Origin of the sequence: Streptococcus sp. CF8_St5-11 (genome assembly GCF_024295625.1) — a bacterium.
Taxonomy (GTDB): Bacteria; Bacillota; Bacilli; order Lactobacillales; family Streptococcaceae; genus Streptococcus.
In genome coordinates, this window is sequence record NZ_JANCOJ010000001.1 from 335,201 (window position 1) to 356,103 (window position 20,903).

General features: G+C 43.5%; 23 protein-coding genes. 2 read left to right on the forward strand and 21 right to left on the reverse strand.

The annotated features are described in order from the left end of the window. Window positions 1–22: 22 nt before the first annotated feature. From NMM13_RS01595 to rplK, 7 genes are all read right to left on the reverse strand, one after another. Window positions 23–1,015, reverse strand: coding sequence for a PhoH family protein (locus NMM13_RS01595; protein WP_014713681.1), 993 nt, complete (start codon window positions 1,013–1,015; stop codon window positions 23–25). 79 nt (window positions 1,016–1,094) lie between these two features. Next, window positions 1,095–1,310, reverse strand: coding sequence for a YozE family protein (locus NMM13_RS01600; RefSeq protein WP_003005127.1), 216 nt, complete (start codon window positions 1,308–1,310; stop codon window positions 1,095–1,097). 10 nt (window positions 1,311–1,320) lie between these two features. Continuing rightward, a complete protein-coding gene (gene cvfB, locus NMM13_RS01605) occupies window positions 1,321–2,175 on the reverse strand; it encodes an RNA-binding virulence regulatory protein CvfB (RefSeq protein WP_014713682.1) in 855 nt (284 codons plus the stop codon). Between the two features lie 99 nt (window positions 2,176–2,274). Continuing rightward, on the reverse strand, window positions 2,275–2,832 hold the full coding sequence (gene frr, locus NMM13_RS01610; RefSeq protein ID WP_003005165.1) for a ribosome recycling factor: 558 nt from the start codon (window positions 2,830–2,832) through the stop codon (window positions 2,275–2,277). Between the two features lie 19 nt (window positions 2,833–2,851). Then, a complete protein-coding gene (gene pyrH, locus NMM13_RS01615; RefSeq protein ID WP_003005706.1) occupies window positions 2,852–3,583 on the reverse strand; it encodes a UMP kinase in 732 nt (243 codons plus the stop codon). A 163-nt stretch (window positions 3,584–3,746) separates the two neighbouring features. After that, window positions 3,747–4,436 carry a 50S ribosomal protein L1 gene (gene rplA / locus NMM13_RS01620; protein WP_003005355.1) on the reverse strand — a complete coding sequence of 230 codons (690 nt, stop codon included), beginning with the start codon at window positions 4,434–4,436 and terminating at the stop codon, window positions 3,747–3,749. Between the two features lie 97 nt (window positions 4,437–4,533). Further along, window positions 4,534–4,959: a 50S ribosomal protein L11 gene (rplK, locus tag NMM13_RS01625; RefSeq protein WP_003005369.1), complete on the reverse strand. Its 426-nt coding sequence runs from the start codon at window positions 4,957–4,959 to the stop codon at window positions 4,534–4,536. Window positions 4,960–5,119: 160 nt separating this feature from the next. On the opposite strand from rplK, the gene NMM13_RS01630 reads away from it, so the two are divergent. Next, window positions 5,120–5,464: a DUF3397 family protein gene (locus NMM13_RS01630; protein ID WP_014713684.1), complete on the forward strand. Its 345-nt coding sequence runs from the start codon at window positions 5,120–5,122 to the stop codon at window positions 5,462–5,464. A gap of 299 nt (window positions 5,465–5,763) precedes the next feature. On the opposite strand, the gene NMM13_RS01635 is transcribed toward NMM13_RS01630, so the two are convergent. The 6 genes from NMM13_RS01635 to NMM13_RS01660 all read right to left on the reverse strand — a co-directional run bounded on the left by NMM13_RS01635 (window position 5,764) and on the right by NMM13_RS01660 (window position 13,253). Next, window positions 5,764–8,082 carry an HAD-IC family P-type ATPase gene (locus NMM13_RS01635; protein WP_041826408.1) on the reverse strand — a complete coding sequence of 773 codons (2,319 nt, stop codon included), beginning with the start codon at window positions 8,080–8,082 and terminating at the stop codon, window positions 5,764–5,766. An 8-nt stretch (window positions 8,083–8,090) separates the two neighbouring features. Further along, the gene (locus NMM13_RS01640) at window positions 8,091–8,477 is read right to left on the reverse strand and encodes a VOC family protein (protein ID WP_254727162.1); all 387 of its coding nucleotides are present in this window, start codon (window positions 8,475–8,477) and stop codon (window positions 8,091–8,093) included. Window positions 8,478–8,543: 66 nt separating this feature from the next. Next, the gene (locus NMM13_RS01645) at window positions 8,544–10,904 is read right to left on the reverse strand and encodes a DNA translocase FtsK (RefSeq protein WP_041826409.1); all 2,361 of its coding nucleotides are present in this window, start codon (window positions 10,902–10,904) and stop codon (window positions 8,544–8,546) included. 152 nt (window positions 10,905–11,056) lie between these two features. Further along, on the reverse strand, window positions 11,057–11,560 hold the full coding sequence (locus NMM13_RS01650; protein WP_254727165.1) for a hypothetical protein: 504 nt from the start codon (window positions 11,558–11,560) through the stop codon (window positions 11,057–11,059). Beyond that, window positions 11,553–12,419 carry a hypothetical protein gene (locus NMM13_RS01655; RefSeq protein ID WP_195424133.1) on the reverse strand — a complete coding sequence of 289 codons (867 nt, stop codon included), beginning with the start codon at window positions 12,417–12,419 and terminating at the stop codon, window positions 11,553–11,555. The genes NMM13_RS01650 and NMM13_RS01655 overlap by 8 nt, the downstream gene beginning before the upstream one ends. Window positions 12,420–12,488: 69 nt before the next feature. Further along, window positions 12,489–13,253 carry a hypothetical protein gene (locus NMM13_RS01660; protein WP_195424130.1) on the reverse strand — a complete coding sequence of 255 codons (765 nt, stop codon included), beginning with the start codon at window positions 13,251–13,253 and terminating at the stop codon, window positions 12,489–12,491. A gap of 239 nt (window positions 13,254–13,492) precedes the next feature. On the opposite strand from NMM13_RS01660, the gene NMM13_RS01665 reads away from it, so the two are divergent. Further along, on the forward strand, window positions 13,493–14,338 hold the full coding sequence (locus NMM13_RS01665) for a peptidylprolyl isomerase (protein WP_254727168.1): 846 nt from the start codon (window positions 13,493–13,495) through the stop codon (window positions 14,336–14,338). 475 nt (window positions 14,339–14,813) lie between these two features. Here the strand turns inward: NMM13_RS01665 and abc-f are convergent, their stop codons facing one another. The 8 genes from abc-f to tmk all read right to left on the reverse strand — a co-directional run bounded on the left by abc-f (window position 14,814) and on the right by tmk (window position 20,869). Further along, window positions 14,814–16,355, reverse strand: a complete 1,542-nt coding sequence (abc-f, locus tag NMM13_RS01670) for a ribosomal protection-like ABC-F family protein (protein ID WP_254727172.1) — start codon at window positions 16,353–16,355, stop codon at window positions 14,814–14,816. Window positions 16,356–16,717: 362 nt separating this feature from the next. Further along, window positions 16,718–17,071: an arsenate reductase family protein gene (locus NMM13_RS01675; protein WP_254727175.1), complete on the reverse strand. Its 354-nt coding sequence runs from the start codon at window positions 17,069–17,071 to the stop codon at window positions 16,718–16,720. Between the two features lie 5 nt (window positions 17,072–17,076). Continuing rightward, on the reverse strand, window positions 17,077–17,568 hold the full coding sequence (locus tag NMM13_RS01680) for a methylated-DNA--[protein]-cysteine S-methyltransferase (RefSeq protein ID WP_254727178.1): 492 nt from the start codon (window positions 17,566–17,568) through the stop codon (window positions 17,077–17,079). Continuing rightward, a complete protein-coding gene (locus NMM13_RS01685; RefSeq protein ID WP_254727181.1) occupies window positions 17,552–18,133 on the reverse strand; it encodes a GNAT family N-acetyltransferase in 582 nt (193 codons plus the stop codon). Before NMM13_RS01685 ends, NMM13_RS01680 begins: the two co-directional genes overlap by 17 nt. Window positions 18,134–18,150: 17 nt before the next feature. After that, window positions 18,151–19,008: a 16S rRNA (cytidine(1402)-2'-O)-methyltransferase gene (rsmI, locus tag NMM13_RS01690; RefSeq protein WP_134974130.1), complete on the reverse strand. Its 858-nt coding sequence runs from the start codon at window positions 19,006–19,008 to the stop codon at window positions 18,151–18,153. A 2-nt stretch (window positions 19,009–19,010) separates the two neighbouring features. Next, entirely contained in the window at window positions 19,011–19,331 is a 321-nt protein-coding gene (gene yabA, locus NMM13_RS01695) for a DNA replication initiation control protein YabA (RefSeq protein WP_003005416.1), read from the reverse strand. A gap of 9 nt (window positions 19,332–19,340) precedes the next feature. After that, on the reverse strand, window positions 19,341–20,234 hold the full coding sequence (locus NMM13_RS01700; protein WP_254727184.1) for a DNA polymerase III subunit delta': 894 nt from the start codon (window positions 20,232–20,234) through the stop codon (window positions 19,341–19,343). After that, window positions 20,231–20,869 carry a dTMP kinase gene (tmk, locus tag NMM13_RS01705; RefSeq protein WP_254727186.1) on the reverse strand — a complete coding sequence of 213 codons (639 nt, stop codon included), beginning with the start codon at window positions 20,867–20,869 and terminating at the stop codon, window positions 20,231–20,233. The genes NMM13_RS01700 and tmk overlap by 4 nt, the downstream gene beginning before the upstream one ends. Window positions 20,870–20,903 lie beyond the last annotated feature (34 nt).

A 20,903-nucleotide genomic window follows, 5' to 3' on the forward strand; every position in this document is an offset into this window, starting at 1 on the left:
CCGATGATCTTTGCCTTTTCTTTTATTCTTCTTCCACATCTGGTTCTTCTTTGAGGACTGGATTCGGAATGGGCTCGTAGGCCCGGATAATCTCTGCTACTACTGGATGACGAACGACATCCTTAGCAGAGAAATGCACAAAGTCAATTTGAGAAATGTTCTTCAATTTCTCCTGAGCATCAATCAAGCCGGATTTGACATTTCGCGGAAGGTCAATCTGGCTGGTATCTCCATTGACAATCATTTTGGAATTAAAACCAAGACGGGTCAAAAACATCTTCATCTGCATGATGGTGGTATTTTGCGCTTCATCGAGGATGACAAAGGCATCGTCCAAGGTCCGCCCCCTCATATAAGCCAAAGGCGCAATCTCGATAATCTCCCGCTCCATCATCCGAGTTGTTTGGTCTTTCCCTAAAATCTGGTAAAGAGCATCATAGACCGGTCGTAGATAAGGGTCCACTTTTTCTTTAAGATCCCCTGGTAGGAAACCAAGGCTCTCTCCAGCTTCTACAGCAGGACGCGTCAAAATGATCCGCTTAACCTGACCACGCTTGAGGGCGGTCACGGCCAAAGTCACTGCTAGGAAGGTTTTCCCAGTCCCCGCTGGTCCAATCCCAAAAGTGACATCATGGTTCTTGACACTATCGACATAGATCTTTTGACCAAGTGTTTTAACCCGAATGGGCTTGCCGTAACTATCCTTGATAATCTCTTCTTCATAGAGAGCGATGAACTTATCCAATTCCCCATTTCTCACCATGGTAATGGCGGTCACCACATCCGGCGTTCCAATGGTCATGCCACGGTTAACGAGGACCAAAAGAGCCTGAATGACTTGACGAACCTGCTCGCAGCTTTCTTCTTCCCCAATGATTTGGACGATTTCTGTCCGGGCATGAATAGTCACCCCAAATTCTTGCTCCATCAAACGGAGATGGCGTTCGTTAGATCCAAACAAATGAAAGAGATCGTCTGGATGCGTTAATGTAATTTCAACTGAATGTTCTTGCAAATAAAGAACCTCTCTACCTGTGTTTTTCTATTATTATAACAAAGAGGCCGAGAAAAAACCATCCTCGACCTGTCCTTTTCTAGTGGGCTTGGTATTCTTCCCAAATCGCATCAAAATCGCCAAGATTAAAGGAAAAGCTGGCATGCTCTTCTAGATAGCGACTGACCTCGTCGAAGTCATCTGTATGCTTGGGAAAAGCGGACTCATGAAATGCAAGATCCGCCAAAATGGCCTTAGGAGCATTGCTTTTAGGATTGCGCTCCGTCATCAGCCAAGTATAAAACGATTTTCGCATAAGACTCCTCTTAAATCAACTCTGTTCCAAACTGGTCTTGCTTGATTTTTTTGGCCTTCATCAAACCACCCAAAGCCTTTTTGAACTGGCCTTTTGAAATCCCAAAAGTTGCTTTGATTTCTTCTGGAGAGGACTTATCATTCAAGGTCATAAAGCCACCATTGGTTTCCAAATAGGTCAAAATCATTTGGGCATCGTTTTCCAACATCTCAAAGGAGCGTGGCTTCAAAGATAGGTTCAAGGTCCGGTCCACCTCACGAAAACCGATGACGCGAGCATTTACGACCTCTCCCAAACGAGGTTCTGCATAGCGCTCACTTGGGTGGATAAAGCCCAGCATATTGTTCTCTGGAAGGTAAACAAAGGTTCCAGACAATTTCAAGCGGTAGACAATGGCTGGCCAGTTTTGGTTTTGCATATTGTTGTAGGCTGGACGAGCCAAACGCTGGAAATCTTCCTGGTAGGCTAAGATCCCCCAAATCCGATCTTTCTTATCAACTTCTAAGCGAATATAGAGACGATCGCCCTTTTTAGGCCATAGATCTTTGATCTCCGGTAGGATATCTAGTGAGACAACAATCTGCTTATCTGGAAGCCCTGTATCCACGAAGACTCCCAAATCCTTGCGCACTTCCGTGACCGTTCCCCAGCCAAAGCTTTCTTGAGTTGCAGTGACTTCAAGTGTCGTGAGTCGTAGTTTTTGCTTCATATCTGTATAGGCAAAGCCCTTGACACTTTCTCCGACTTGGTGTGGGCCTTCTGCTTTATCAAGCGCGTAGGTCTGGCCATCTTTTTGAACAAAATAGAAGTGATCATTTTCATCGATGACCATTCCCATGATGTAGCTTGCTAGATTCGTATTCATGTTTCCTTCTTTCCTCTTGCTTCTTCACAAGAATAATGGAAATAAAACCCAGCCAGCAGTGCCAACTGAGTCTTTCTTTCCTGTAATGGTTGGGATGGATTAAACTTCCATCAATTCTTTTTCTTTGTGCGCTGTCATTTCATCTACATGCTTAACAGCGTCATCCGTAACTTTTTGGATCTCTTTTTCAAGACCTTTCAATTCATCTTCTGTGATTTCTTTTGCTTTTTCTTGTTTCTTCGCTTCATCCATAGCATCACGACGGATGTTACGGATCGCTACTTTAGCATTTTCACCCACTTTTTTCACTTCTTTTGCCAAGTCACGACGAGTTTCTTCTGTCAAAGCTGGGATAACCAAGCGGATAACAGATCCATCGTTGGCTGGAGTGATACCAAGGTCAGAAGCATTGATGCTGTGCTCGATGTCTTTCAAAGATGATTTATCAAATGGTGTGATCAACAAGACACGCGCTTCTGGAATGGTGATAGATGCCAATTGGTTCAATGGTGTCTCTACTCCGTAGTATTCTACGAAAATACGATCCAAAAGACTTGCATTTGCACGTCCAGCACGGATGCTACCAAATTCACGTCCCAAACTTTGGTGAGACTGGGTCATTCTTTCTTTTGCTTTTTCTACGATTGGGTTTGCCATAATCTTCCTCTATTTTCTATTATTTTTCTACGTTATTCGATACAGTTGTACCAATATTTTCACCAAAGACAACGCGTTTGATATTGCCTGGTTCATTCATATTAAAGACAACCAAGTCAATGTCGTTGTCCATGGAGAGAGTAGAGGCTGTTGAGTCCATGATGCGAAGACCTTTGTTGATCACATCACGGTGAGTCAATTCCTCAAATTTCACAGCTGAAGCATCTTTTTTCGGATCGGCATTGTAAACACCATCGACCCCATTTTTGGCCATGAGAATGGCATCTGCTTCAATCTCAGCTGCACGAAGGGCTGCGGTTGTATCTGTTGAGAAGTAAGGAGAACCGATCCCTGCACCAAAGATCACGATCCGATCTTTTTCAAGGTGACGAAGGGCACGACCACGGATATATGGTTCTGCAACTTGTTGCATGGCAATCGCTGTTTGAACACGGGTATCCACGCCAACTTGTTGAAGCGAATCAGCCATCACAAGAGCGTTCATGACAGTACCGAGCATACCTGTGTAGTCTGCTTGGACACGATCCATCCCTGCTTCAGCAGCAGGTTCTCCACGCCAAAGGTTTCCCCCTCCAATCACCAAGGCAATTTCAATTCCAAGTTCATGAACTTCCTTGATTTCTTGGGCCATATTTTGGACAGTTTTGATATCGATTCCGACACCACGTTCGCCGGCAAGAGCCTCACCAGATAGCTTGATTAAGATACGTTTATACTTAGGTTCTACCATTTTCTCTCTCCTTTTTTGATCTGTATTATTTTACCATAAATTACGTTTTTTATATAGTCATATCCATCAAAATTTTCTTTTTTCCATCTGATTAGTTTTACCAACTGTAGCAAATAAAAATGGAGTACAAAAAAAGCTACCCGAAGGCAGCTTTTCATTTCAATTAAAGTGAGTTAACATCCACTTTGATACCAGGACCTTGAGTTGTAGTCAAAGTCAAGCTAGTTACGTAAGTACCTTTAGCTGTAGCTGGTTTTGCTTTTTGGATTGTGTCGTTGAAAGCTTTAAAGTTTTCAACCAATTTAGTATCATCGAATGAAACTTTACCGATGATCGCTTGAACGATACCTGCTTTATCAGCACGGTAAGTGATTTTACCACCTTTAGACTCTTCAACTGCTTTCGCAACATCCATTGTTACTGTACCAGTTTTAGGGTTTGGCATCAAGTTACGTGGTCCAAGGACACGTCCAAGACGTCCAACAAGAGCCATCATGTCAGGTGTAGCGATAACAACGTCGAAGTCCAACCAACCATCGTTGATTTTCGCAACAAGGTCATCTTCACCTACGAAGTCTGCACCAGCAGCTTTTGCTTCTTCAGCTTTTGCACCACGTGCAAATACAAGTACGCGAGCTGTTTTACCAGTTCCGTTTGGCAATACCATTGCACCACGGATTTGTTGGTCAGCTTTTTTCACGTCGATGTTCAAGTTGTAAGCAACTTCTACAGTTGCGTCAAATTTTGCAAAGTTAGTTTCTTTTGCAAGAGCTACAGCTTCTTCTACGCTGTAGACTTTTGTGCTGTCGATTTTTTCAAGAGCAGCACGAAGTTGTTTGCTTTTTTTAGCCATTTTATCTTTCTCCTTGTAATGTGGTCATATCGATTTTCATCTCCCACGTCACTCGTCATTTGATCAAGTGTATTGCGGGCAAATAGGATTGTTACAATTAGTCAGTAACAGTGAATCCCATAGAACGAGCAGTACCTTCGATCATACGCATTGCAGACTCAATGTTTGCAGCGTTCAAATCTGGCATCTTAGTTTCAGCGATTTGTTGTACTTGTGCACGAGTTACAGTTGCAACTTTCGTTTTGTTCGGTGTACCTGAACCTTTTTCAACACCTGCAGCTTTTTTCAAAAGAACAGCAGCTGGTGGTGTTTTTGTAACGAAATCGAATGATTTGTCTTCATAAACAGTGATAACAACTGGGATGATCATACCAGCTTGATCAGCTGTACGAGCGTTAAACTCTTTGGTGAATCCCATGATGTTGATACCTGCTTGACCAAGCGCTGGACCAACCGGTGGAGCTGGAGTAGCTTTACCAGCAGGGATTTGCAATTTTACAAGTTTTTCGACTTTTTTAGCCATTTCTTAAATCCTCCTTTGTGGTTTTGGCGGTAATTACAGATTTTTACCTCCCACAAGTATGCTTTGTGCATACCTTTCTATTATACACGATTTCTCTTTTTTTGCAAGAAAAAATTAAAATATAGTAAACTTTTTTTTCGTTTTATGATAGAATGAAGCTATGTTAATCAAAGTTGCTTCTGTATTATTTATTTTTTTAACGCTGATTCTGAGTGGCATCATTGTTCACTTCTTTAAACTCCAAAAAAGAGGATGGCGATCTACCGATATTGCCTTTCCTTTATTTGCCTTGGAGTACTACCTGATTTCAGACAGTGCCTTTTACCACAGCCTCTTACCACTGCTGGCCTTGAGCCTTTCGCTTTTGGCCTTGGGGCTAACGGTTTATTTCTTAAAAAAGAAAAAGAGTTTTTATTATCCGAAATTTATCAAATACTTCTGGCGCGCTGGATTTCTGGTTACCTTCTTGCTCTATCTGATCTTAACCGCTAGTTTGTTTATCTAATACCAAAAGACAACTCTATCTTTGGAGTTGTTTTTTTTATAAATAACCTAGATGATACTGCATTGCCTAAAATCATTTTAATTTTATATTCTCCAAATATTTACTGAAACTTTCCGCCGTGAGAAAAGTGCTTGAAACAACAATGTTTCAAGCACTCGGGAGTTTTGAGACTTTAGGCTCAAAACTAAGTCATGGAACTTCGTGGAAGTTCGCTGACGTCCGTACTCACCTAAGGAAAGTTTCAAAATTATCTTTTTCTTCAATCTGAGACAACTCTATCTTTAAGAGTTGTCTTTTTTTTATTTCTTTCGATGAAAGAACCAGCCCACTAGTTTCTTGAATACTTGAATCAAGAAGAGAGCAAGAACTGCCATGATAGCGCAGATAACCAGCGTTTGAAGCCTCAAGGGGCTCATGTTAAAGAATCTCCCTAAGATACTACTTGAAACCAGGAAGGCTAGGATATTTCCTAGAAGAACCAGTCTCTTGTAGTGATTGAGAGGCTGGGATTCTTGATAGATGATCGTAAAGCCAACGAAGGCCATCAAGCAGATGGCTGCACTCGAGAGTTCTTCCGACCTCATGCCAAATGTTGAAGAGAGCAATACCAGACTGAAGATCAGTATAAAATCCGTCAAGGCAGCAGGTAGCGCATTTTTAAAGACCGTTTCGATAAAGCGCCCTTTGATGCGCTCGCTATTGGGCTCAAGCGCTAGGAAGAATCCTGGAATCCCAATCGTAAAACCACTGATCAAAGACATCTGCGACGGCATGATGGGATAGGTAAAGGCTAAGAGCGTCACTGAGATAGCCAACAAAATGGAAAAGATATTCTTGATCAAAAAGAGACTGGCTGATCGTTGAATATTATTGACCACCCGCCGCCCTTCTGCCACGATGGACGGCATCTTCCCAAAGTCAGAATCCAGTAAGACCACTTGCGCCATCTTCTTGGTCGCATCGTTTCCAGATTCCATCGCAATACTACAATCCGCTGTTTTGAGGGCCAGAATATCGTTGACGCCATCTCCAGTCATGGCGACTTTATGCCCCTTTGCCTGCAAGCCTTCTACAAGGCTTTTCTTTTGCTCTGGGGTCACCCGACCAAAGACTGTATACTGGTTCGCAGCTTGGTGCAAGTCTTCTTCCGTCAGTAAGGTTCTGGCATCGATCAAGTCTTCTGCTCCTTCAATGCCTGCTTTTTTTGCAATAGCTGAGACGGTAGCAGGGTTGTCCCCTGAAATGACCTTAATGGTTACACCTTGTTCTTTAAAGTAGGCGAAGGTTTCTTTGGCATTTTTTCTCAAAGGATTGGAGAGAATAATCCAGGCTACCAAATCTACAGGAGCCTCTAAAATCTCTCCCAGGTGATCTCCCCGATATTTCCCAAAAGCCAAGACCCGATGGCCTGCCTGAGTAGCAAGAGCGATCTCTTTTTCAAGCTCAGAGAAGCCTTCTCTTAAGACAAATTCTGGTGCGCCTAATACATAGATCCCCGATTCAAAGGCAATGGCCCCATACTTTTTCTTGGACGTAAAGGGCTGAACGTCGAGGGCGTTCAAAGGATGGCTTACTGTAGTCTTGTGAAAAATTCGGATCGCATCCATAGTATCGTTTTGATCCATACTAGCCTCTACATACTGAGCCAGAGCTTCCAAGTCTTGAGCGTCTTTAGCTGGACGAATCTCTGTCACTTCCATACCAGGCTCTGTAATAGTCCCTGTCTTATCGACACAAAGGACATCCACGCGCGATAAGGTCTCAATCCCCTTCATGCTATTGAGCAGAACCTTTTCCTTGGCCAATCTGACAGCACCAAGAGCCAGCGCCAAGGTCATCAAGAGGTACAAACCTTCTGGAATCATCCCGATCAAGGCTCCGACTGTTGAAGTCACACTGAGCTTAAGGCTGTCACCTAGGCTGATATAGCTACGAAGAAAAAGGAGGGTACCTAGCGGAATGATAAGGAGACCAATGATCCCTACGATGCGGTTAACCGCCTGAACCATATCAGATTCCTCATGGGACTTGACCTGCTTGGCTTCCAAGCTCAATTGGTTGATGTAGGAGTCATTCCCCACTTTTTCCAATCGTGCCAGTCCTTGACCAGCAATCACAAAGCTACCTGACATGAGCGCATCTTGCGCTCCTTTTTTGACCTCATCGGCCTCACCTGTCAATTGAGATTCATCGACTTTTAGCTCGCCCTCCAGCAAGACCCCATCCGCATAGATCTGGTCTCCAGCTTGAAAGTGAACGAGATCGCCCTCCACCAGCTGATCGATAGGTAGAGCGACTTCTTTGCCTTCGCGAAGAGCGATCGCCTCACTCATGTGTAGAAATTGCATCTGACGCAAGATCCGTCTAGAACGGACTTCCTGCACAATACCAACTAAAGAGTTGACCACGACAATCGGGACAAACAAGAGATTGTTCCAAGATTTCACTGCTACCAGCAAAATAGCCAAAATCAAAAATATCAGATTAAAGTAAGTAAAGACATTGTCTCGAATGATCTGTCCTAGGCTTTTTTCTGTCTTGATTGTGACCTTATTTTGCTTGCCCTCTTGGATCTTTTTCGCTACTTCTTCCTGACTGAGTCCTTCTAATCTATCCATTGCGTTCCTCACTCATGTATTTCCAAGGGCAATCCTTCTGGATCGAAGAAAAATGCCATTTTCTTACCATCAAAGTCATCATAGCGAAGGCCTGTATTCTCAATACCTAGCTGATCCAATCTAGCTAGATACGCCTCGACATCTTCCACTTTAAAGGCAAGATGACGCAGTCCCGCATGCTCGGGCAAGGGAAGCTTTGGCCGTTCTGGGGCCGTCGGTTTGATAAAGAGTTCTAACGTCAGCTGGCCCTGACGGAGATTGATCAAGATATCTCCGCGTTCAGGACGGTCATATTCACTGACAATCGCAAAACCCAACTGGTCCACATAGAAATGCAACATGGCATCGCGATCCCGTCCAATGATGGCAATATGATGAATCCTGTCTAACTTCATCTGGTCCTACTTTCTATTTTCTATAAAAAGAAAAGGGAGTGGGACAAGCGCCCTTTTTCCCTATCCTTATGATTGTTGCAATACTTTCCGAGGCTTGGTTCCTTCAGCAGGTCCAATCACACCGGCTGCTTCCAACTCTTCCATGAGGCGAGTCGCTCGGTTAAAGCCAACTGACAAGCGGCGCTGAATCATCGAAGCACTGGCTTTTTGAGTTTCAACCACGAGCGCCTTGGCCTCTTCAAAGAGAGGATCGCCTTCATCAGAGCCACCCATGCCTCCGTCAAAATCTGATTCCGATACTTCTCCTGGATCAAAAGCATCATCATAATCGGCTTCTGCCTGCTCTTTAACAAAGTTGACAATCCGCTCCACATCGTCATCTGAGATAAAGGATCCTTGCAGACGAATCGGATGATTTTCATCGATCGGTTTAAAGAGCATGTCTCCGCGACCGAGCAATTTCTCTGCTCCATTTTCATCCAAGATGGTCCGTGAGTCGGTCCCAGATGATACCGCAAAAGCAACACGAGAAGGCACATTGGCCTTGATCAAACCTGAGATAACGTCAACCGATGGCCGTTGGGTCGCAAGGATCATGTGGATCCCAGCCGCACGCGCCTTTTGTCCAAGGCGAATAATGGCATCTTCCACTTCTTTACTTGCGACCATCATCAAGTCTGCCAACTCATCGACAATGACCACAATCAATGGAAGTGGTACTTGCTTCATCTCAGACTGGGCATTGTACTCAGCCACCTTGGCATTAAAGCCAGCAATATTCCGAGCGCCCACTTTCGAGAAGAGCTCATAGCGATTTTCCATCTCATCAACGACCTTCTGCAGGGCCCGACTGGCCTTGCGTGGGTTGGTCACCACTGGAATCAAGAGGTGAGGAATATCATTGTAGACAGAAAGCTCCACCATCTTAGGATCGACCATCATAAATTTGACTTCGTCCGGACGGGCCTTCATCAAGATACTCGAAATGATCCCATTAACCGCTACTGACTTACCAGATCCGGTAGAACCAGCTACCAAGAGGTGGGGCATCCGGGCCAAATCAAAGGTCCGAGCTGAGCCATCTACAGCCTTCCCAAGTGGAATCTCAAGGAGTTTAGCTGGGTCTGTTTTGGACTGCTCCCACAATTCACGGAAGGAAACCGTCGCAATCTCTGAGTTGGGCACTTCAATCCCGACCAGAGACTTCCCTGGGATCGGCGCTTCGATCCGCACATCCTTGGCTGCTAGGGCTAGGGCCAAATCATCTGCAAGGTTGGAGATGCGGTTGACCCGCACCCCGACAGCCGGCTTGACTTCATACTTGGTAACAGAAGGACCGATCTCAGCCCGCTCCACTGTCGCCTTGATGTTAAAGCTTGCAAAGGTTTCTTCCAGAATGCGGATATTCTGGCGAACGATGTTTTTCTCTTTTGATTGATTTTTGGGCTTATCAGGCGCAAAGAGATCAATCGTTGGAAGTTTGTACTGAAGGAGTTCCTTAGGTGTGAAGTCAACCTGAACTTCCTCCCCATCGTCTTCGAATTCTTCGGCTACCGGAAGCTCTTCATATTCTTCAGGCTCTTCCAGCCATTCTTCATCTGGCAGGTAGATTTCTGGTGTTGCTGGTGCAACAATTTCAGCTTTTGGGAAGGGCTCTGTGAACGGCTCTTCCGCCAACACTTCTCCTGTTTCAGGATCTACAGGGTGCCCTTCCATAGAAAGGGGAGTTGGAAGAACAGCTCTTGCTTCTTCTTGCTCTCTTTCAGCTGCAGCAGCTTCCTCGGCAACTCTTGCTTCTTTTTCAAGGAATTTCTGCTCGCGACGCTCTTTGCGTTTTTCCATAGAAGCATGGAAGGCTTCGGACCCCTTTTCAAACAAATCATAGATGGAGTAAGGGCTCATCAAGAGGATCCCCAACCCGATAAAGAGAAGACCGATAAAATAAGAGCCAATATTTGAAAACAGGAAGGAAATCGGAGCATAAAGAAGAGCACCGATCATACCACCACCCGCAAAACTCTCCACCCGCAGATGAATCAAGTCTGCCATGATTCTTGAAAAGGTGACCTTGATTCCATTATTGTCTAAATGAAGGGAGGATACAAAGAAGGCCTGAAACATCAAAAGAACCCCAACAAAGAAGCTTAGGAATCCTGAAATCACCCCTTCGTGTTTATCCAGCCATTTAAAGGCATAAAGGTAGAAGAAGGTCGCTAAAATAGCCAAATAAGCCAAACTTCCGACAAAAAGACGGATCAAATTATAGGCTAAGACCCCTACTGCCCCCAATTTCAAGGCCGCAAAAATTAAGACCAAACTAATCAGAATGGTCGCAATCATGCGATGAATTGCTTTTTTTCTTTCTAATTCTGCTTTGGACAGTCGTCTTGTCGACCGTGTTTTTTTTGATTGATTATTGTTTGCCATAACCTTTATTATATCACATTTCCAAGCTAGTTCTCTAGTAAAATCTCTTCCACAAATTTGTAGCAGAAAGCAGAAAAACAGCACCGAGTGGGCACTGTTCTTTAGAGCTGTTTAGAACGATATTCAATGATGTTCAAATTCCAAAATGGTTCTTACTCAGATTTTTTATCCTCCGGTGTGATGGTATCTAGAACTTGGTCGAATTTTTGCTCTCTTTCCAAGTCATGATCCATTTGAATGATATCGATTTGATCTTGTACATTTGTCTGTTGGACTTGTGGTTTATATAGTGAGGTAAATCCTACTCCAATCACCAGTAGACTCGCTCCAAGGACGCAAAGTCTTTTGACATGCCAAGCCATAGGCAAGGGAATTTTTGCTCCGAAACCTGATTTCTTGACCCAATCCGGATGGTCTCGCATCACGCGATTTGCTGCCATCAGAGGCATCAGGTAGGCAAAGAGCGCAATGACCGTGGTCAAACCAATGACTCGAAAACGATTCTGATTGGAAGGAGAAACATGGTTCACTTCCATCAAGACCATTCCCACAATCACTAAAATAATGACCAGCAATAGTCCCAAAGATCTCCAAAGACCTTCTCTACGGTAGCATTTCAATTCATCAAACGACATCTCGTTAAAATTCTTATTCATTATTTAATAACTCCTTGTGTTTTTTCAGGTATTTAATTCCATACCATTCTTCCAGCGATTTTCCTTCGAACTCTCGATACTCTTCTGAATACTTGTTTCGGTAATAACCATACAGTGAATATGGTAACATCATCACTACTATCATACCCAGCATAATAATATTTCCAAAAAATATCATTCCTATAAATGATATGGTTCCTAAAAAATCAGCTTTCACTTCCCCAACTTGGGGGAAAAGAAATTTCAGAGCTAACCAACCTACTATAATTATCCCACCTAGTCCAGTAATGACTTCTATAAACTTTTTCTGTCTAGCAGTTGCACTAGGATCCTGCACTCCATAAAGACGAGTTTTTAGCGATTTCATTCTAGATTGGATAATCATAAACAATATGATTCCGGTAAGAACATAGAATAAAACCAACCCCAAAATCGTAAGGTATCTACCTATGAAGGTGATAAAAAACAAATTCAGAACAAGCACCATCCAAATCAGAAATAGATTCGAATTCAAGATACTAGTATAAGGAATCTTTGCATCATATTTTCTACGCAGATTTTTTCTACAAACAAGAAACCATAAAAACCAACACAAGAAAAACAGCCAGAGTGGATAGAAATTGATCCCCCAGGTTTCAACTGGTGCATCTGGATCAGGGTGATGAGTTTGCGACTCCATTAATGCAGAAAATCCAAACATGAACAGTATCCCCATAAATGAAAATAGTTTCCTCGCAATACTAAATGGCTTTGTGTAGATTTTCCGACTATTTGTGTCCTTGACCATATAATCGATAAAGCCATCGTGACGCAAACGACGGCTCTCATAAAAATTGGCCTTAAAGATTGATTTCTTCATTCTTATCTTCCAATAACTCCTTGTGTTTTCTCAGGTTCTTTCATTTAATCTCTATTTCGATTGTAGAATTTACAGATGATTGCCTTCATCCTTCAAGTATTGTTGAGCCTTTCGAACGATATAGAGCGACTCATCTTCTGAGACTAACTTGTGAAAGAGATCATTTGCTCTATGCTTATCTCCTTTGAGAGCAGCATTCAAGGCTTGGTAGTAGATGATTTCCAACTGCTGGTACTTGAAGTCATTGCTTAAGCCTTCAAAATAATCATTGCTTTGGTACGCAATGGTTAAATCATAAAGAGCGAGACAGACCTCTTTTGTTTTCTCAGCCAGTGTAAGGTCTGTAATGGTCAATCCATTTAACTGAGCCTCTAGCTCTTCTCTAGACAAATCAGGATCTGTCAGGACCGTTGATCGCATGAGATAACTCTCAAAAAAGTTCTTATATTTCTGCGGTAGTTCCTTCTGACTAAGTGCCTCCCTAGCTTCCTCTATAACAGCATCGAAATCTCCCATCATAAAAGAATAGGCGACCGATGTTAGCTTCATATCTATCTGTAAAATGGGCTTTTTCACATTCTTGTTCAACTGAAGGTATTGCTGCCAAAAAGCTAAATCTAAGTCTACATGTAGCAAGGTGTTGCACTTGTTAGTGTAGCTCTTCCTGAGCCATTGGATAAATAAAAACAAGCCTGCAAGGACCAATAAGAGACCACCCGTCTGAAGAAGGGTATCTCTGACCACTAACCCAATGCAAACAATCAGAAGCATTGCCAACAAGCCAGCAGATCTAATATAGAGTCTATAGTTTTTTCGTAGAGTTTTATAATCCAATTTGTATCCTCCTATTCATGATACAGTTTTTGAGGGAATTCGTTTATTTTCCAACAAAACAACTTATCTCCCATCATACCGAATTATCCATCTATATGCAACTTCCTTCTTAATTAGTGATTTATCAAGTATTTACAATCTTTAACCAACTTAAGTGAAGAGAGATTTCCGTCTAAATTTGAAAGTATCGCAAAATTAAGGTACAATAGAGAAAGACAACTTTGTTGGAAAGGAAGAATATGAAAAAATTAATCGCACTACTATTATTTTCCGGCTTGGCTTTAACAGCTTGTTCGTCCAATAAGACTGACGCTAACTCTTCAAGCTCAAGCAAAGAAAAGACAGAGCAGACCGCAACTTCTAGCTCTAGTCAAAAAGATCAAAAGAAAATTGAAGAAGAACAAAAGAAATTAGAACAACTGCGCAAAGATTTTAACGACGCCATGACCAATGAAAATGCCGTCTTCCCACAACTTTCAACTGACGTGGCTGAAGACGAAGCGGAGGTTAAAATCACAACGACAGAAGGCGACATCACTGTGAAGCTCTTCCCTAAATATGCCCCACTTGCAGTTGAGAACTTCTTGACCCATGCAAAAGAAGGCTACTACAATGGCTTACTTTTCCATCGTGTCATTAACAACTTTATGATCCAAACTGGGGATCCTAAGGGAGATGGTACTGGTGGTGAATCCATCTGGAAGGGCAAAGACAAATCCAAAGATACAGGTACTGGTTTTGAGAATGAGTATTCTCCATACCTTTACAACCTTCGTGGAGCCCTAGCCATGGCCAATTCTGGTCCAAACACCAACGGTAGTCAATTCTATATCAACCAAAATAAGGAAGATATTTCTAGCAAGCTCCCGACGGACCGCTTCCCAGCTAAGATCATTGATGCTTATAAAAATGGTGGAAATCCAACCCTTGATGGTGGTAACTACACTGTCTTTGGACAAGTCATCGATGGCATGGATGTCGTCGATAAAATTGCGTCTGCCGAAACTGATGATAAGGACAAACCAAAAACAGACATCAAGATTGAAAAAATCGAGATCTTAAAAGACTATAATTTCAAAAAATAATGAAAAGAGAACCGCGCGGTTCTCTTTTTAAAATATTGATAAACATTTTACATAAAATTACCTAATAGATTCATTGGTAAATAAAATCAATTATAATTATTTGAGACATTCATCTACTGAAACTTTCCGCCGTGAGAAAAGTGCTAGAAACAAACTTGTTTCTAGCACTCGGGAGTTTTGTAAGTAAAACAGTTCGGGGAACTGTTTTAGCCTAAGCCTAAAAATTTAAAAAGCGAAGGGGTTCAAAACTAATTGAACACGGGCTACGGATTGTGTCAAAAAGATAAGTACTCCTAGAATCGAAAGATTCTGCGTCAAACTTCCTATTTTGACTTTATCCGCAGACGCCCTTTGTATCTTAATTAGTCATGGAACTTCTACGAAGTTCGCTGACGTCCGTCCTCACCTAAGGAAAGTTTCTAAGAAGTATGTAACGTCAATCTAAAAAGAGAACCGCATGGTTCTCTTTTTGTGTTTACGTTAATTCATTAAAGTCCCAGATTTGGTCCATCCAGCCTTCATAGAAGTCTGGCTCGTGGCAAACCATGAGGATCGATCCCTTGTATTCTTTCAGGGCCCGTTTCAATTCATCTTTAGCATCCACATCCAAGTGGTTGGTTGGTTCGTCCAAGACCAAGACATTGTTTTCACGATTCATGAGGAGACAGAAGCGTACTTTGGCTTGCTCTCCACCGGATAAGACCTGGATTTGGCTCTCGATATGCTTGGTGGTCAACCCACAGCGGGCAAGGGCTGCACGGACCTCTGCTTGGTTGAGAGCTGGAAAGGCATTCCAGACTGCTTCTAGCGGTGTCTGACGATTGCCTCCTTCGACCTCTTGCTCGAAATAGCCAAGTTCTAGGTAATCTCCACGTTCTACTTCTCCAGCGATCGGTGGAATGATTCCTAGCAAGCTCTTCAAGAGAGTGGTTTTCCCGATCCCGTTGGCACCGATGATGGCTACCTTTTGATTGCGCTCAAACGTTAGGTTCAAAGGCTTGGTCAAAGGACGGTCATACCCAATCTGGAGATCCTTGGCCTGGAAGATAAAGCGTCCTGGAGTCCGGGCATTTTTAAAGTCAAAGGATGGCTTTGGTTTCTCACTTTGCAGTTCAATGAGTTCCATCTTGTCCAGCTTCTTCTGACGAGACATGGCCATATTCCGCGTTGCCACACGCGCCTTATTACGGGCTACGAAATCTTTCAAATCAGCAATTTCTTTTTGCTGGCGCTCATAAGCCGCTTCTAATTGCGACTTCTTCATTTCATAGACTTCGAGGAATTGGTAATAGTCCCCAGAATAGCGGGTTAACTGCTGATTTTCCACATGGTAGACGATATTGATCACATCATTCAAGAATGGAATATCGTGGGAAATGAGGACAAAGGCATTTTCATAATTTTGCAAATAGCGCTTGAGCCAATCAATGTGCTCTGCATCCAAGTAGTTGGTTGGCTCGTCAAGTAGCAAAATATCAGGTTTTTCTAGCAAGAGTTTGGCCAAGAGGACCTTGGTCCGTTGCCCACCTGACAATGAGGTCACATCCGTCTCCATCCCAAAATCCATGACTCCAAGAGCACGGGCCACTTCATCGATCTTGGCATCCAAGGTATAAAAATCACGACTTTCTAGACGTTCCTGAAGTTCTCCGACCTCTTCCATGAGAGCATCGACATCGGCGCCGTCTTCCGCCATGGCCATATAGAGGTCATTGATCCTAGCTTCTGCTGTGAACAACTCATCAAAAGCTGTCCGCAAGACATCGCGCACCGTTTGTCCTTCTTTTAGGACAGCGTGTTGGTTCAGGTAACCAGCGGTCACATACTTAGACCACTCGACCTTTCCTTCGTCTGGCTGCATCTTACCGGTCACGATACTCATGAAGGTCGATTTTCCTTCACCATTAGCCCCGACTAGACCGATATGCTCTCCCTTTAACAAACGGAAAGACACATCCTCAAAAATCGCACGGTCCCCAAAACCGTGACTCAAATTTTTCACTTCTAAAATACTCATGCTTGACTCTCTTTCGTAGATTTCACTCGTATGATTATATCATCTTCAACTCAAAATGAAAAGGGAGTCCAACTCCCTTTAGAATATATAAAAATAAATTATAAGTAAGATAGGTTACGCGATTTTGTCAAGAAATCAAAATAAGTTCTAACTTATGAATTTCATAAAGAATATACCGAAACTTTCCGCCGTGAGAAAAGTGCTAGAAACATTATTGTTTCTAGCACTCGGGAGTTTTGAGACCTTAGGCTCAAAACTAAGTCATGGAACTTCTTTGAAGTTCGCTGACGTCCGTACTCACCTAAGGAAAGCTTCTGGCATACTTTTATTATAGATCTGAAGAAAATCCAACTCCCTTTTTTTTACAAATCTAAGTCTGCGTATGGTTTCCGGTAGCCCACTTGAACCACTTTTCCGTCTTTGACAAGTAGGGGGCGCTTGATCAGCATACCGTCTGATGCAAGGAGATCCGCCGCTTCTTTCATCGTCAGTTGATCCACCTTATCTTTCAAACCGAGTTCTCGGTATTTCATCCCGCTAGTATTGAAGAAAGACTTGATCGGTAGGCCAGAAGCTGCCATCCAGTCTTGCAATTCTTGGCTAGTCGGTGTTTCTGTGACGATGTTTTGGCTTTGAAACTCACATTGGAGACCGTCCAATTCTGATTTAGCCTTTCGACAAGTCGAACATTTTGGGTATTCAATAAAGGTATACATCGATTTTATTTCTCCTTCCAGGTAATTCCTTCATGGTGTAAGAGCCAGCGTTTGCGATCAAGTCCAGACGCATAGCCCGTCAGTTGTCCATCTTTTCCCATCACGCGGTGGCAAGGGACTAAGATCGTCAAGGGATTGCGTCCGACAGCCTGTCCTACGGCCTGGGCTGAACCACAAGAAAGATCCTGGGCAAGTTGGCCATAGGTCTTGGTCTCACCATATGGGATCTCTCGCAATAACTGCCACACGCGCTCTTGAAAGGCTGTCCCTTGCGGTGCTAGTGGAAAGCTGATCGCAATTGGATCCCCCGCAAAATAGTGATCCAACCACTCCTTTACCTTCTCATGGTAGGGATGGATCTGTTCCAGCGCCCCATAGGGATCAGGAGCATCCTCTTTCGGATCATAAAAATCAAGCTCTACAAGGCCTTCTTCACTGACAATGATCGAAAGAAGCCCCATAGGGCTTTCATAAAATTGTTTAAGATAGAGAGTCATCGTAGGCCGCTTCTGCTCTTTGATCCCAGCGATCTTCTTCTGAGACCACTTGGAATAAACTGGTTTCTGCTTTTCGCTTGATCTTTTGATAAGCCAGGCGGACGCCATCAATAGGGACCTTTCCACAATAATGGTAGCCCAATTTTTCAAGCAAATGTTGCATGACCAGATTATCCGGGTGGGTATCGCAACGGAAATCTGGCCCTTTTTCTCCTTCGATTAAACCTTGAAGGAAGGTCTGAGCAACCCCTTTGCCAGCAGCTTCTTTGGCTACAGCGACTCGGTGAAAAGTGACATACATATAGTTGTCATGCTCCCACTTGCCATCGTAAATCTCATTATAGGCCGCTTCATTTCCCTTGTGGACGGCTGCATAGGCGACAACTTCCTGATCTTCAACTGCCACATAGCCACGACTTTCTAGAATATCCTCAAAAATGATCTCTTCATTTGGATAGCCATCCTGCCACTGATCGACCTGTCTTTGAGCCAGGCTTTCCTTGGCGTCTTGGATGATTTCCATAATTCGCTTAATCTCATTGGGATAAGCCATTCTAATTTCCATCCTGCTTCCAACCTTTCCTAGTCTTGATGGTAACGAGCATAGAGCTCACTCTTTTGCAGGCCGTATTGTTTGGCGACCTGTTTAATTGCTTGATTTTTCTTCATGCCCTCTTGGACCAAGGTGTCGATCTCTTGGATCAAGTCGACCTCTTCTAGGTCTAGCTCTTCTTCCTTGGCTCCTTCGACGATCAAGAGGCACTCCCCTTTGAGAGGATTTTCTTCAAGAAATGCGACTAACTCAGAAATACTGCCGCGAGTATATTCCTCGTAGATCTTGGTTAATTCACGAACCAATACGACAGGACGATCCCCATAGACAGCCAACATATTCTCTAGGGTTGCCTTCACTCGATGGGGAGACTCATAAAAGATCTGGGTCTCAGGATAGGCCACTTTTTCTTGGAAAAAAGCCTTCTGTTGCCCCTCTTTGCGAGGCAGAAATCCATAAAAAATATGAGGTTGAGGGGCTAGGCCACTGGCAATCAAACCCGTTATACCTGCACTAGGACCAGGCACAGCTACGACAGGAATCTCGCGTTCAATCGCTGCCTTGACCAAATCATGACCAGGGTCAGAAATACTAGGGAGTCCTGCATCTGAGACTTGCGCCACATCCTTTCCGGATTCTAAATGGGCGATCAGATCAGGAATTTTCTCCATGGCATTGTGCTCATGAAAGCTGGTCTGGGGCGTCGTAATCTCAAAATGCTTGAGCAAGAGGCCTGTATTTCTAGTATCCTCAGCTGCGATTAAGTCCACATCCTTTAAGGTCTGGACCATGCGGTAACTCATATCCTCCCGGTTACCGATCGGTGTTGGGACCAGGTAAAGAACCCCTGTTTTCTTTTCCCCTTTAAAACTTCGTTGGATCTGCATGCTTACTCCCTAAATAACAACTCGTCACAAAACATACACTCTTCATCGTTCTCACGGCGTTGACCGTAGGAATAAGTGCAGATATGAAAGCCATCGTTGTAAATACGTTGCAAATTTTCACGACCGTGGTGTTGTGACTTTGCGGATGAAGTCTTCTCAACTTCTCCCAAACGCTCTCTCAATTTATCATTTTCTAAGCGAAGAGCTGTATTTTCTTCGATGACTTGTTTCAAATTTTTCTTGATGGCTTCGACTTCAGCCAAGGTGACCAACAAATTCTGAGAAAAGCCGTCTAAAGCATCAAATAATTCTTTTTTATTCATTCTGACTCCTTAACTTTCTAAGCTCAAAACCATATATTCTAGAGCATTTTGAAAAGAAACATTGGCCTTCCACATCCTGCGAGCAAAACTCAATTTCTCAAGCAACTGCTGGGATCTGCTCAAGCGCAACTGCTCTTCTAAAGCCAACTCCATCAAACGAAAGGCCTGGCTTTGTTTTTCCTTATCATCTGCTAGGCTTACTAAGCGGGTCACTTCCAAATAAGCACGATTCAAATTGGATTGACAACGTTCGATGAACTGATCACAAACTTTGGCCAGTTCAAAAAATGTAGCATTCTTTTTTTGCTGCTCTGCTTCTTCGAGACTAAAACTAAAACGAGCTACTAAATTTGCCTGCGATTTAATCAAACCTTCTTTTTCTAGACGTTCGGTAAGGTAGGCTTGCTTTTTGGGAAAATGGACCTGCTGGGCCCGACTCTTGATGGTCGGTAAGATCAAGTTTTCATCAGATGTCAACAAGAAGAGATAGATCTCACTCTGGGGTTCTTCCATAACCTTTAAGAGAGAATTCGCTGCATTGGTGTGCATCTTGTCCGCATCTTGGACGATAAAGACCTGCCGACTTCCTTCAAACCCGGATTGAGAAAAGTCTTGAACCAACGAGCGAATACGATCAGTCTTTATGATCTGGTTGACTGGACGCACGATCTTCACGTCTGAGAATTCTTCTTCAGCAATCAAGCGGCAGGACCGACATTTGCCACAAGGCCAGACTCCCTGCAAATCTTCGCAAAACTGACTCTGAGCTAGCAAGAGGGCCATCTCAAAACTGGCAAACGAACCTGTAAAAAGATAAGCATGACTGAGCTGTTTGTGTTCTAGGATCTGGGTGAAGCGCTCCACCAGTTCTGGCTGGAGCTGTTGGATCTCTTCTAGATTCATTTCAATGTCCCCAAGCGATTTTCTAAAACAGCCAAGACATCCGTAAAGACTGCTTCAAAAGATTGACTGGCATCGATTTTCACGATGCGCTCTGGTTCCTTTTCATACAAGGCCAAATAACCTTGTCTGACTTTTTGGTGAAGCTCCAATCCTTCCAAATCCAAACGATTGACTTCCCGCTCTTGGTTTTTCGCAATTCGTGCGAGTCCTTCTTCGACATCCAGATCAAAGTAAAGGGTTAGGTCTGGTTTAAGGCCATCTGTCGCGAATTGATTGAGCCACTCGATGTCTTCCACACTCAGACCGCGACCATACCCTTGGTAAGCCACCGAGCTGTCAATAAAGCGGTCCATCAAGACAACCTTCCCAACTGCAAGAGCTGGCAAGACACGTTCCACCAAATGCTGCCGGCGACTAGCAATATAGAGCAACAACTCGGTCTTGGCATCCATACTAGTATGGTCTGGATCCAAAATGACTTGGCGGATCTTTTCGGCAATGTCAACACCACCTGGTTCACGGGTTGTAATAAAAGGGATTCCTTTTTCTTCAAGTAGAGGCAAAATGGCTTCTAGGACCGATGATTTCCCCGCTCCTTCTGGACCTTCAAATGAAATTAATGTACCGTTTACCATAGTATCCTCTTTCTGTTTTTCTTCTTTTTATTTT

Coding starts and splice junctions, on each gene's coding strand:
- NMM13_RS01600 (WP_003005127.1), bottom strand. CDS start 1,310: ATGCGAAAATCGTTTTATACTTGGCTGATGACGGAGCGCAATCCTAAA.
- cvfB (WP_014713682.1), bottom strand. CDS start 2,175: ATGAATACGAATCTAGCAAGCTACATCATGGGAATGGTCATCGATGAA.
- frr (WP_003005165.1), bottom strand. CDS start 2,832: ATGGCAAACCCAATCGTAGAAAAAGCAAAAGAAAGAATGACCCAGTCT.
- pyrH (WP_003005706.1), bottom strand. CDS start 3,583: ATGGTAGAACCTAAGTATAAACGTATCTTAATCAAGCTATCTGGTGAG.
- rplA (WP_003005355.1), bottom strand. CDS start 4,436: ATGGCTAAAAAAAGCAAACAACTTCGTGCTGCTCTTGAAAAAATCGAC.
- rplK (WP_003005369.1), bottom strand. CDS start 4,959: ATGGCTAAAAAAGTCGAAAAACTTGTAAAATTGCAAATCCCTGCTGGT.
- NMM13_RS01630 (WP_014713684.1), top strand. CDS start 5,120: ATGTTAATCAAAGTTGCTTCTGTATTATTTATTTTTTTAACGCTGATT.
- NMM13_RS01635 (WP_041826408.1), bottom strand. CDS start 8,082: ATGGATAGATTAGAAGGACTCAGTCAGGAAGAAGTAGCGAAAAAGATC.
- NMM13_RS01640 (WP_254727162.1), bottom strand. CDS start 8,477: ATGAAGTTAGACAGGATTCATCATATTGCCATCATTGGACGGGATCGC.
- NMM13_RS01645 (WP_041826409.1), bottom strand. CDS start 10,904: ATGGCAAACAATAATCAATCAAAAAAAACACGGTCGACAAGACGACTG.
- NMM13_RS01650 (WP_254727165.1), bottom strand. CDS start 11,560: ATGAATAAGAATTTTAACGAGATGTCGTTTGATGAATTGAAATGCTAC.
- NMM13_RS01655 (WP_195424133.1), bottom strand. CDS start 12,419: ATGAAGAAATCAATCTTTAAGGCCAATTTTTATGAGAGCCGTCGTTTG.
- NMM13_RS01665 (WP_254727168.1), top strand. CDS start 13,493: ATGAAAAAATTAATCGCACTACTATTATTTTCCGGCTTGGCTTTAACA.
- abc-f (WP_254727172.1), bottom strand. CDS start 16,355: ATGAGTATTTTAGAAGTGAAAAATTTGAGTCACGGTTTTGGGGACCGT.
- NMM13_RS01675 (WP_254727175.1), bottom strand. CDS start 17,071: ATGTATACCTTTATTGAATACCCAAAATGTTCGACTTGTCGAAAGGCT.
- NMM13_RS01680 (WP_254727178.1), bottom strand. CDS start 17,568: ATGACTCTCTATCTTAAACAATTTTATGAAAGCCCTATGGGGCTTCTT.
- NMM13_RS01685 (WP_254727181.1), bottom strand. CDS start 18,133: ATGGAAATTAGAATGGCTTATCCCAATGAGATTAAGCGAATTATGGAA.
- rsmI (WP_134974130.1), bottom strand. CDS start 19,008: ATGCAGATCCAACGAAGTTTTAAAGGGGAAAAGAAAACAGGGGTTCTT.
- yabA (WP_003005416.1), bottom strand. CDS start 19,331: ATGAATAAAAAAGAATTATTTGATGCTTTAGACGGCTTTTCTCAGAAT.
- NMM13_RS01700 (WP_254727184.1), bottom strand. CDS start 20,234: ATGAATCTAGAAGAGATCCAACAGCTCCAGCCAGAACTGGTGGAGCGC.
- tmk (WP_254727186.1), bottom strand. CDS start 20,869: ATGGTAAACGGTACATTAATTTCATTTGAAGGTCCAGAAGGAGCGGGG.